Origin of the sequence: Actinomadura roseirufa, from assembly GCF_900659635.1 — a bacterium.
GTDB lineage: Bacteria > Actinomycetota > Actinomycetes > Streptosporangiales > Streptosporangiaceae > Spirillospora > Spirillospora roseirufa.
Genome location: NZ_CAACVB010000251.1, coordinates 1 through 10,584, shown reverse-complemented (window position 1 = coordinate 10,584; position 10,584 = coordinate 1). Strand labels below are relative to the sequence as shown.

Here is a 10,584-nt window from a genome sequence, read left to right as displayed (position 1 = left end):
CCGGCCGCCCCGCCGCTCCGGCCGCCCGGCATCGCGCACAGCAGCCGCAGCAGCCGGGCGGCCGGCGGCGGAAGGCTCCGGTAGGCGTCCTCGGCGTTCGCGCCCATGCCGGGGGTCCTCCCCGGCATGGGCGGGTCCAACCCGCGCCGTCAGCGGCCGGTCGCGCGCTCCTCGCCGGGCGGGTCCGCGAACGTCCCGGACGGCGCCGCGTGTCCCGGTAGCTGTCCCGCCACCTGTCCCGGCAGCGGGACCCGGGCGGCGTCGCGGTGCGCGAGCCGGTAGGCGCGCACGTCCCACAGCGCCAGCACCACCACGACGGCCGCCGCGCAGCCGTGCAGGGCCAGCGGGGTGAGGACGGGCGCGAGCCCGGCGAGCGCGGCGAGGACGAGCAGCGCGGCGGCGCGTGCGCGGGTGAAGTGCCCGAAGACGGCCCGCTTGAACAGCGCGTGCCCGGCGACGAACAGGGCCGGGCCGCCGAGCGCGACGGCGGCGAACGCCCGCGAGACGTGCCCGCCGGGATGCGCCATCACCAGCTCGTCGGCGACCGCGCCGACGATGATCCCGGCGACCATGAGGATGTGGATGAAGGTGTAGGCCGAGCGGCCGAGCCGCCCGGGGTCGGCGGACCCGGCGATCCGCTCCGCCGCCGCCTCGGCGGTGTGGTCGAAGTAGATCCACCACAGCGCGACGGTGCCGGCGAACGCCGCGACGAAGCCCGCCGCGACCGCGGCCGACGGCGTGCGGCCGCCCAGCGTCGCGCCCGTGACCAGCACCGACTCGCCCAGGGCGATGATGATGAACAGCTGCGAGCGCTCCGCCATGTGGCCGCCGTCGATCGTCCAGTCGGCGGTGCTGGAGCGGCCGAGCAGCGGCGTCGCGTAGCCGTGCCAGGGCGCGAGGTACTCCAGCGCGACCGCGGTCAGCCAGAGCCCGGCGCGGGCGCCGGGATCGTCGACGAAGGCGCCGCCGATCCACAGCGCGGCGGACAGCGCCAGCCAGAACAGGATCCGCTGGAAGTTGCGGCCGAGCTCGTGCCCGCGGGTGCAAACCACGACGAAGGTCGTCCGGCCGACCTGGATTCCGGTGTAGGCGGCGGCGAACCACAGGCCCTTGTCAGCGAACGCGCCGGGCAGCATCGCCGCCATGAACAGCCCGGCGAGCATCACCGCGACCAGCATCAGCCGGACGGCCGGATGGTCGGGGTCGAACCAGTTGGTGGTCCAGCACGTGTACATCCACGCCCACCAGACGGCGAGCAGGAGCAGCAGCGTCTCGGCGGCGCCGCGGACCGTGAGGTGTTCGAGCAGCCGGTGCGACAGCTGGGTGATGGCGAAGACGAAGACCAGGTCGAAGAACAGCTCGAAGAAGGTGACCCGGGCGCCCTGCTCGCCCCCCTGCCCGCCGCCGTGCCCGCCCCCCTGCCCGCCGCCCTGCTCTCTTCCCTGCCCGCCGCGCGGCCGCAGCAGGACCTCCGTCCGGGTGGCGCGCCGGCCTCCGGACGCGGCGGTGAGCGAGGCGTGGCCCCCGGCCGCCTGCCCGGACGCCTGCTCGGACAGTTGCTCGGACATGGGCGGCCCCGTCCTTCAGGTCGTCCTGTGGTGGGTGCGGCGGATCAGGCGCCGTCGCCGGCGGACCCGCCGCCGTCCGTGCGGCCCGTGTCGTCGTCCGGCCGGTTCTTCGGCCCGGACTTGGTACCCGACTTGGCGTCGGTCCTGGTCCCCGTGGCGGGCCCGCCCGCCGCCTTCGCGGCCTGGGCGCGTTCCCATTCCTGCTGCTTCAGGTCGGCCTCGCGCGGCGCCTGGATCCGCTTCATCTGCTTGTTCATCGAGCGGATGAGGAAGACCAGGGCGACGAGGAGCGCCACGAACACCCCGAACCCGAGGAATCCCGGGCTCACCGTGTCGTCGTTCAGCGGCATGGCCAGTGGAAGCACTACAGACACACCTTCTCCCGGATGCCGGTGAACAGATCGTCCTCCGGCAGCTCGGTGTCGACCAGGGACCTGGCCAAATGGTAGTCCTCCGTCGGCCATGCCTCACGCTGGACGTCCAGCGGGACGACGAACCAGAAGCCGTCGGGGTCGATCTGGGTGGCGTGGGCGAGCAGGGCGCGGTCCCTGGTCTCGAAGTGCTCGGCGCAGGGCACCCGCGTGGTCAGCGGCCACTTGGGCGCCTCGTCCTCTTCCTCGAAGCGCTTCAGCCACTCGTCGTAGGGCGACTCCAGCCCGGCCTTCTGCATCGCGCTGTGCAGCGCGACGGTCCGCTCCCGGCTGAATCCCATGTGGTAGTAGAGCTTCAGCGGCTGCCAGGGCTCACCGGTCCCCGGGTAGCGCTCCGGGTCGCCCGCGGCCTCGAACGCCTCCACCGAAACCTCGTGGCACTTGACGTGGTCGGGGTGGGGGTACCCGCCCCGCTCGTCGTAGGTGAGCATCACGTGCGGGCGGAAGTCGCGGACGGCGGCGACCAGCGGCGCGGACGCGGTCTCCAGCGCCTCCAGCGCGAAACACCCCTCGGGCAGCGGCGGCAGCGGGTCGCCCTCGGGGAACCCGGAGTCGACGAAGCCCAGCCAGCGCTGCTCCACCCCGAGGATCTCGCGGGCCCGCGCCATCTCCTGCTCGCGCACCTTGCCGATGTCGGCCTTGACCTCGGGCCGGTCCATCGCGGGGTTGAGGATGTCGCCGCGCTCGCCGCCGGTGCACGTCACCACGAGCACCTCGACGCCCTCGGCGACGTAGCGGGCCATCGTCGCCGCGCCCTTGCTCGACTCGTCGTCGGGATGGGCGTGCACCGCCATCAGGCGCAGCGGCTCGGGGCCACCGCCCGGCCGTTCGAGCGTCGTACCGTCGATGACCTCGGACACCTGGGGATCTCCCTCTTCGCGAACTGTACGGACCGTGAAGGGCGGACCCCGGTGCGGAGCACGCGCCACGACAGACGAGAATTGTCCCTGACAACGTCCGCACCTCGCACGGAGATTCCCTGCCATGACCACGAGCGTGTCTGAAGCGGCGGCCACCGCCGAGCCCCGGAGCGGCCGGTTCGGGCTGGCCGTCATCGGCGTGCTGACCGCCGTGGTGGCGTGCGGGTTCGGGATCCTGGCCGCGCACGTGGGCCAGACTCCCGGCATCACCGCGCAGACGATCACCTATGACGTCATCGGCGACTCCTCGGTGGAGATCAACTACTCGGTGGCGAAGGGGAAGGGGGACGAGGTGCGCTGCACCGTCGACGCCTTCGACGAGAACTTCGCGGTGCTCGCCCAGAAGGAGGTGACGGTACCGGCCGGTAAGTCGAGCGTCACCCGCGGTGACACGCTCCGGACGCCGCGGAAGGCCACCGGGGCGCGCGTCCGGGACTGCCGCAAGGTGTGAGGCGTCCCGGCCGGGCGGCCTGACGGCCCCCTTCACCGCGCATGACGCCGAAACGTGTTTGGCCGGTTGCGTGCCCCCGCTTCAGGGAACCTTTACCCGCACACACCGGATAGGCTTGAGGTTTCACCCGGCCGCACTTCATGTCGATGTGGCGTTCGCCCCGGCGGGGGGCGGGCGAAGATCGCAACATGTGGATGAGGAGTACCCGTGACCGAGACCCGCGCTGACAACGTCACCTGGCTGACCCAGGAGGCGTACGACCGGCTCAAGTCCGAGCTGGACCACCTGTCGGGCCCGGGCCGCATCGAGATCGCTCAGAAGATCGAGGCGGCGCGGGAGGAGGGCGACCTGCGCGAGAACGGCGGCTACCACGCGGCCAAGGAGGAGCAGGGCAAGATCGAGGGCCGTATCCTCCAGCTCCAGGGGATCCTGGAGAACGCGCGCGTCGGCGAGGCCCCGCGGACCGAGGGCGTCGTCGGCCCCGGAATGACCGTCACGATCGCCTTCGAGGGCGACGACGAGGAGGTCACCTTCCTGCTCGCCTCCCGCGAGGAGAGCGGGGCGCCCATCGACGTCTACTCGCCGAAGTCGCCGCTGGGCGCGGCGATCAACGGCAAGAAGGTCGGCGACAAGGCCACCTACTCGCTGCCCAACGGCCGCGGCATGACCGTCGAGATCCTCGACGCGACGCCCTACGGCGCCGCCTGAGCCCGCGGGACGACCGCCGCCCCGCCGGGACGGCCGGTCTCCCGGCCGGGAGGAGCCTGCGGCCCGCCGCCCTCACCGGGGCGGCGGGCCGTTCGCCGTCCGGGCCGCTCCCCCGCCGTCCGCGCGGGCCGCGGCGCGCACCAGCGGCAGCGTCCGGTACGGCACCTGCGTGGCCAGCGAGATCACCGAGGACGCCCGTTCCACGCCCTCCACGTCCACGATGACGTCGATGACGTGCTGCAGGTCGGTGTTGCTCCGTGCCACGACGCGGCAGAGCATGTCGCCCGGCCCCGTGATCGTGTGCGCCTCCATCACCTCCGGAACCTGCGCCAGCCGCGCCGCCACCGGGTCGTGCCCGCCCGCCTGCCGCAGTTGCAGCGTCACGAACGCGGTCACGCCGTAGCCGAGCGCCCCGGGGTCGATCTCGGGGCCGAACCCGCGGGTCACCCCGTCGCGGGCCATCCGGTCCAGGCGCGCCTGGACGGTGCCGCGGGCCACCCCGAGCCGCCGGGACGCCTCCAGCACGCCGACCCGCGGCTCCGCCGCGAACAGCTCGATCAGCCTGCCGTCCAGCTCGTCGATCGGCACGGCGCCGCCCCCGCTTCCCGCCCGTGGCCAGGTCAAACGTGGTCAGGATGTACAGGGCGACCGGTGGTCCCCCTTGTCGACTGTACATACTGCCCAGTGTTTTCGGCCACTCTTGCGCACCTTGTAGGCGATTGTCGAAATTAGGTGGCATGGATGAGTTTCCGGTCAAGGGCATGGACGCCGTCGTCTTCGCCGTCGGCAACGCCAAGCAGGCGGCGCACTACTACTCGACCGCCTTCGGCATGCGCCGGGTGGCCTACCGCGGCCCGGAGAACGGCAGCCCCGACGAGGCGGTGCACGTGCTGGAGTCGGGCGGCGCCCGGTTCGTCTTCCGCGGCCCCGTCAAGGCCGGCACGGAGATCGGCCGGCACATCGCCGAGCACGGTGACGGCGTCGTCGACCTGGCGATCGAGGTCCCCGACGTGGAGGCCGCCTACCGGCACGCCATCGCCAAGGGCGCCACGGGCGTGGAGGAGCCCCACGTCCTGGAGGACGAGCACGGCAAGGTGACGATCGCCGCGATCTCCACCTACGGGGAGACCCGGCACTCGCTGGTCGACCGTTCCAACTACACCGGCCCGTACCTGCCCGGGTTCGAGGCCGCCGCCCCGATCGTCGACGCCCCGGAGAAGCGGTCCTTCCAGGCGATCGACCACTGCGTGGGCAACGTCGAGCGCATGGACGAGTGGGCCGACTTCTACCACCGCGTCATGGGCTTCACCGACATGGCCGAGTTCGTCGGGGACGACATCGCCACCGAGTACTCCGCCCTGATGTCCAAGGTCGTCGCCGACGGCACCCGCAAGGTGAAGTTCCCGCTGAACGAGCCCGCCGAGAGCAAGCGCAAGTCGCAGATCGACGAGTACCTGGAGTTCTACGGCGGCCCGGGCGTGCAGCACATCGCGCTGGCCACCAACGACATCCTGTCCTCGGTCGACCGGATGCGGGCCGCGGGCGTCGAGTTCCTCGACAGCCCCGACTCCTACTACGAGGACGCGGAGCTGCGCGAGCGAATCGGCGAGGTCAGGGTCCCGATCGAGGAGCTGCACAAGCGCCGGATCCTGGTGGACCGCGACGAGGACGGCTACCTGCTGCAGATCTTCACCAAGCCCGTCCAGGACAGGCCGACGGTGTTCTTCGAGCTGATCGAGCGGCACGGCTCGCTCGGCTTCGGCAAGGGCAACTTCAAGGCGCTGTTCGAGGCGATCGAGCGGGAGCAGGAGCGTCGCGGGAACCTGTGACGGTCCGCGCCTCCCGGTGATCGGGGGATCCGGTCCCGGACACGGACGTGTCCGGGACCGGACGCTGAGAGGGACCCGGCGCAAGGGCCCCCTCCCGCGAACGGCCCCGGGACCGGCACACTGAAGCGCCATGAGCGAACCGCCCAATAATCCGCAGCGGCCGAATAGCCCCCAGCCGGCCGATAATCCCTCGGCGCCCGATGATCCCCAGCCGCCCAATGACCCGCAGCCGGCCGACCACGGCTGGCAGCCCCCGGACGCCACGGGCTCCCCGCCCGTAGAGGGCGCTCCCTCGGCGGCCCCCTCCGCGCAGGCCGCCGAGACCGCGGCCCCGGAGGCGTCCGAGGAGCGTCCGCCGCCCTACCAGGGCGCCTACGGCGGTCTCCCCGCCTATCCCTCCCCGGCCCAGCCCGGCCAGGACCCGCAGGGTCACGCGCAGCCCGGGTACGGCCCGCCGGCACCGGGTCAGCCCCCGTACGGCCAGCCCGCTTACGCCCCGCTCGGGCACGGCGGTCCCGGTGACGGGCTGGCCGGACGCGGCGCGCGGCTTGGCGCGGCGGTGCTGGACGGCCTGATCGTCGGCGTCGTGTCCGTCCCGTTCGTCGTCCAGGCCATCCGCTGGGACCGGCTGAAGGAGGCCGCCGACGCCGGCACGACCGTCGACGCGACGGACATCTATGACATCCCGCGCCTGCTCGCGGGCTACGCGATCGCGTTCGTGCTGGGCTTCGCGTACTACACGGTCCTGCACGTGCGGTACGGCCAGACGATCGGCAAGCGCGCCGCCGGCATCCGGCTCGTGCGCGCCGACGACCGCTCCGCGGTGAGCTGGGGCCAGGTCCTGGCCCGGCAGGGCTTCGTGTACGCGCTCACCATCGGCACCGCCGTGCTGAACCTCGTCGGGCCGCTCGGCGGGGTGGTCGGACTCGCCGGCCTGCTCGACAACGCCTGGATCCTCTGGGACCCCCGGCGTCAGTCCGTGCACGACAAGATCGCCGGGACGGTGGTGGTGAAGGTCACGCCGTGGACCTCCAATCCCTACGCGAAAAGCTGATTCCCGGCGATCCCTGCAAAGTTTGATCATCGGCGGGTAAACGTTCCCGGCACCCCGGGCGCGGCGACGTTTGAGCCGCGGCGGCGCGGCTCACCTTGACGGCATGACGCAACCGCCGAACGACCCCGCGCCCGGGGAGGAGCCGGAGGACCGGCCGCCCGGACAGCCGCCCCACGGGCAGCCCTCTGAAGGGCAGCCGCCTCACGGGTGGCCGCAGCAGCCCGGCGAACCGGGGCCCTATGGCGGCCACCCGTACGGAGACCGTCCACCCGAGGGAGGCCAACCGGGTCACGGCCCGCAACCCGGGTACGGCGACCAGCCCGGACAGGAACAGCAACCCGGCTACGGCCAGCAGCACCCGGGATACGGCGACCAACCGGGGTACGGCCAGCAGCCCGGTTACGGGCAGCAGCCCGGTTACGGGCAGCAGCCCGGTTACGGGCAGCAGCCCGGTTACGGCCAGCAGCCCGGTTACGGGCAGCAGCCCTACGGCACACCGCCCGGCTACGGCGGAGGAGCCGGTTACGGCGACCTCACCGCGCGCCTGGCGAGCCGCTGGGCACGACTGGGAGCCGCCATCCTGGACGGGATCCTCATCGGCATCGTCACCGGACTGATCTCGCTGCCGTTCATCAACTGGGACCGCGTCGCCCACCCGAACAACGACAACTGGGGGTGGAGCGGCGGCCAGGCGACGTCCAACGCGATCGGGATCGTGCTGGGCTTCTTCTACTACTGGCTCATGCACGCCAGGTGGGGCCAGACGCTGGGCAAGAAGGTGGTGCGGATCCGTGTCGTCCGCGAGGACGACGGCCAGGCGATCAGCAGCGGCCAGGCCGCCGGACGCTCGGCGTTCTACACCGTCCTCGGCGGGATCTGCGGCTGCCTCGGCCTGATCAACGTCGCGTGGATCCTGTGGGACCGCCGCAAGCAGGCCCTGCACTGCAAGGTGGCGCACACCGTCGTCGTCAACGCCGATCCCTACGAACCCGATCCTTACGCCCACCGCTGACCAGACCAGGCCACGGCGAGCCGGGAACGTCGCCCTGGGCCGCTCTGGCGATCGACACGGCCGCACTCGCACGAGGACGGTCACGGTCCGGGGCCCCAGGCGAGGACGGTGGGCCGCCCTCGCGGTCAGCCCATCCGGGCTTGTGATCAGCTCTTGCGATCACCGTCCCTGATTTTGTAAATGGGGGCTCTCACGGGCAGGCTTTGCGATGTGCATATGGCCGGAAAGTCGCTCAGCCCTCGCTCCGGGGTCCACCGCAGGCGTCCGCTGACCGCGTCGCGGAGTGCGGCCGGGCTCGCCGTGCTCGCGCTCGCGGGGTCGCTGGCCGCCTGCCGGACGCCGTTCGACGACGGCGGGGACGACCCGTCCGGCGCCTCGCCCGGGGGGCCCGCCGCGACCGGCCCGGCGGGGCCGACCAGCGCGGGCGACCCGTACGTGCCCGGGGACGGCAACGGCGGCTACGACGTCCGGCATTACGGGTTGAAGCTGGCCATCACGCCGGGGTCGGCGAAGGAGCTGGACGGCACGGCCACGATCACGGCGACGGCGACCGAGCGGCTCGCCCGCTTCAACCTCGACCTGACCGGCCTGGACGTCGCGGCGGTCACGGTGGACGGCGCGCCGGCGCGGCAGCAGCGGGGCGGGAGCGAGCTGGAGATCACCCCTGCGAAGGCCCTGGAGAAGGGCGCGACCTTCAGCGTCGCGGTCCGCTACTCGGGGACGCCGCGTCCGGTGACGGATCCGATCCTCGGCAAGTACGGCTGGGTGCGCACGTCCGACGGCGTGTTCGTGGCGTGCCAGCCGAGCGGCGCGCACACCTGGTTCCCGAGCAACGATCATCCGAGCGACAAGGCGACGTTCGACTTCGAGATCACCGTCCCGCAGGGGCTGACGGCGATCGCCAACGGCGATCCGGAAACGCCGCCGGTGAGCAGCCCCGGCGGCGGTGAGCCCGGCCCCGGCGACGGTGGCGGGCCCGGTGGTGGCGGGCCCGGTGGTGGGCCGGGCGGCGGCACGCCGCCGGGGGGCGGGATCCCGTCGGTCGTGCCCGCGGCGGCGCACCGGCTGACGACGACCAGCAAGTGGCGGGTGAAGGAGCCGATGGCCACCTACCTGGCGTCGGTGGACGTCGGCAGGTTCGAGGTCCGCTCGGACCGGACGGCCACCGGCATCCCGGTGATCACTGCGGTGGACCCGTCGGTGGCGGGGGTGAACGTGGACGCCTTCCACCGGCTGAACGCCCAGGTCACCGAGGAGTGGTCGAAGCGGTTCGGTCCCTACCCGTTCTCCTCCACCGGCGGACTGATCGACAACGCGGGCGTGGGCTTCGCGCTGGAGGCGCAGACCCGTCCGGTGTACGGGGCGTTCGGGCTGGAGCCGACGGTCGTCGCGCACGAGCTGGCGCACCAGTGGTTCGGCGACAGCGTGAGCATCAAGCGCTGGCAGGACATCTGGCTGAACGAGGGCTTCGCCACCTACGCCGAGTGGATGTGGGGCGAGAAGTCCGGCGGCCAGAAGGTGCAGGAGGCCTTCGACACGAGGTACGCCGACGCGAACAACCGGGAGCTGTGGGACGTCCCGACCGGCAACCCGGGCCGGGCGCAGATGTTCGGCCGGTCGGTGTACGACCGGGGCGGGATGACACTGCACGCGCTCCGCAAGCGCGTCGGCGACGCCACCTTCTTCAAGATCCTCCAAACCTGGGTGAAGGAACGCAGGCACGGCTCCGGCACGACCCCCGAGTTCATCGCGGTCGCGAACCGCGTCTCCGGCAAGAACCTCGACCCCTTCTTCAACGCCTGGCTCTACAAGCGAGGCCGCCCCGCCAAGTAGGCCCCACACAGTTCGATCCACCAGCGAGCCCGAGCGCAAGAGCCTGCCCCACGCGCCCCTCACCGTCACGCGGCCGCCCGCCCTGACCAGCAGGGCAAAGCCGAAGGCAAGCCCCACCGAGAGGACCGAGGACCCGCCCAACACAATCCTGGGCCATCACGCGAGCGCGCCCTAAGCAGCGCGGCAACGCCGAAGGCGAGCCCCACCAGGAAGCCTTGACCCACCGCGATCCTCGGCCATCACGCGGCCGGCCCGCCCTGACCAGCAGGGCAAAGCCGAAGGCAAGCCCCACCGGGAGGACCGAGGGCCTGCCCCAACGCGGTGCTCAGCCGTCACGCGAGCGCGCGACCTGACCGGCGGGGCGACGCCGAAGGCGAGCCCCGCCGGGAAGATCGCGAAGCGATTCGCGCTCGCACAAGCACGGTCACGGAGCGAGCCGCCAGGCGAGCGCAGTGGGCCGTGCTTGCAATAGATACAGCCGGGATTGCAATAAATACGGCAAGGTCGGGTCGGCGGCGTGCCCGGGGGGCGGCGGGGGCGCGACGATCGGCCTGGTGAACGGGCCATCTGGACGGATGACCGCGGCGGCGGCCGCCGTGATCCTGCTGATGTCGGCGAGCGGTGCCGTGTCGGCGAGCGGTGCCGAGTCCGCCGCGGCCAGGGGCCCGCGAGCTCCGGCGGCCCGGCGGGCGGCCTCACCTTGTCCACAGCCCTCGTCGCCCGCCGCGGGTCCGCCGTCGCGGCGGAGCGCCGCCGTCGCGCCGGTCACCGGCGCGGG

10 protein-coding genes and 1 pseudogene are annotated in these 10,584 nt (G+C 72.4%); 6 read left to right on the top strand and 5 right to left on the bottom strand.

Going from position 1 to position 10,584, the window contains the following annotated elements:
- Positions 1 to 149: 149 nt before the first annotated feature.
- The 3 genes from E1291_RS33670 to mca are packed head-to-tail and all read right to left on the bottom strand — an operon-like array spanning position 150 to position 2,793.
- A complete protein-coding gene (locus E1291_RS33670; RefSeq protein WP_131742114.1) occupies positions 150 to 1,568 on the bottom strand; it encodes a low temperature requirement protein A in 1,419 nt (472 codons plus the stop codon).
- 44 nt (positions 1,569 to 1,612) lie between these two features.
- Positions 1,613 to 1,933: a hypothetical protein gene (locus E1291_RS43480; RefSeq protein ID WP_207401078.1), complete on the bottom strand. Its 321-nt coding sequence runs from the start codon at positions 1,931 to 1,933 to the stop codon at positions 1,613 to 1,615.
- Positions 1,933 to 2,793, bottom strand: coding sequence for a mycothiol conjugate amidase Mca (gene mca, locus E1291_RS33660; RefSeq protein ID WP_131742115.1), 861 nt, complete (start codon positions 2,791 to 2,793; stop codon positions 1,933 to 1,935). Before mca ends, E1291_RS43480 begins: the two co-directional genes overlap by 1 nt.
- A gap of 190 nt (positions 2,794 to 2,983) precedes the next feature.
- Between mca and E1291_RS33655 the strand changes: the two genes are divergently transcribed.
- Both E1291_RS33655 and greA read left to right on the top strand, forming a co-directional pair.
- On the top strand, positions 2,984 to 3,370 hold the full coding sequence (locus tag E1291_RS33655) for a DUF4307 domain-containing protein (protein ID WP_131742113.1): 387 nt from the start codon (positions 2,984 to 2,986) through the stop codon (positions 3,368 to 3,370).
- A 207-nt stretch (positions 3,371 to 3,577) separates the two neighbouring features.
- Complete coding sequence (gene greA, locus E1291_RS33650; protein WP_131742112.1) at positions 3,578 to 4,078, top strand: transcription elongation factor GreA; 501 nt, start codon at positions 3,578 to 3,580, stop codon at positions 4,076 to 4,078.
- A gap of 72 nt (positions 4,079 to 4,150) precedes the next feature.
- On the opposite strand, the gene E1291_RS33645 is transcribed toward greA, so the two are convergent.
- On the bottom strand, positions 4,151 to 4,666 hold the full coding sequence (locus tag E1291_RS33645) for an Lrp/AsnC family transcriptional regulator (protein WP_131742111.1): 516 nt from the start codon (positions 4,664 to 4,666) through the stop codon (positions 4,151 to 4,153).
- Positions 4,667 to 4,815: 149 nt separating this feature from the next.
- Here E1291_RS33645 and hppD point away from each other — a divergent pair, with 149 nt between their 5' ends.
- The 4 genes from hppD to E1291_RS33625 all read left to right on the top strand — a co-directional run bounded on the left by hppD (position 4,816) and on the right by E1291_RS33625 (position 9,806).
- Positions 4,816 to 5,907 (top strand): 4-hydroxyphenylpyruvate dioxygenase, encoded by a 1,092-nt coding sequence (gene hppD, locus E1291_RS33640; RefSeq protein WP_131742110.1) that lies wholly within the window; start codon positions 4,816 to 4,818, stop codon positions 5,905 to 5,907.
- Between the two features lie 130 nt (positions 5,908 to 6,037).
- Positions 6,038 to 6,961, top strand: a complete 924-nt coding sequence (locus tag E1291_RS33635; RefSeq protein WP_131742109.1) for an RDD family protein — start codon at positions 6,038 to 6,040, stop codon at positions 6,959 to 6,961.
- A 103-nt stretch (positions 6,962 to 7,064) separates the two neighbouring features.
- The gene (locus E1291_RS33630; protein WP_131742108.1) at positions 7,065 to 7,973 is read left to right on the top strand and encodes an RDD family protein; all 909 of its coding nucleotides are present in this window, start codon (positions 7,065 to 7,067) and stop codon (positions 7,971 to 7,973) included.
- Positions 7,974 to 8,189: 216 nt separating this feature from the next.
- Complete coding sequence (locus E1291_RS33625) at positions 8,190 to 9,806, top strand: M1 family metallopeptidase (RefSeq protein ID WP_131742107.1); 1,617 nt, start codon at positions 8,190 to 8,192, stop codon at positions 9,804 to 9,806.
- A gap of 424 nt (positions 9,807 to 10,230) precedes the next feature.
- Here the strand turns inward: E1291_RS33625 and E1291_RS43475 are convergent.
- Positions 10,231 to 10,584: pseudogene (locus tag E1291_RS43475) on the bottom strand (hypothetical protein); the annotation flags it as partial.

Coding starts and splice junctions, on each gene's coding strand:
- E1291_RS33670 (WP_131742114.1), bottom strand. CDS start 1,568: ATGTCCGAGCAACTGTCCGAGCAGGCGTCCGGGCAGGCGGCCGGGGGC.
- E1291_RS33635 (WP_131742109.1), top strand. CDS start 6,038: ATGAGCGAACCGCCCAATAATCCGCAGCGGCCGAATAGCCCCCAGCCG.
- mca (WP_131742115.1), bottom strand. CDS start 2,793: ATGGCGGTGCACGCCCATCCCGACGACGAGTCGAGCAAGGGCGCGGCG.
- E1291_RS33630 (WP_131742108.1), top strand. CDS start 7,065: ATGACGCAACCGCCGAACGACCCCGCGCCCGGGGAGGAGCCGGAGGAC.
- E1291_RS33625 (WP_131742107.1), top strand. CDS start 8,190: ATGGCCGGAAAGTCGCTCAGCCCTCGCTCCGGGGTCCACCGCAGGCGT.
- hppD (WP_131742110.1), top strand. CDS start 4,816: ATGGATGAGTTTCCGGTCAAGGGCATGGACGCCGTCGTCTTCGCCGTC.
- E1291_RS33655 (WP_131742113.1), top strand. CDS start 2,984: ATGACCACGAGCGTGTCTGAAGCGGCGGCCACCGCCGAGCCCCGGAGC.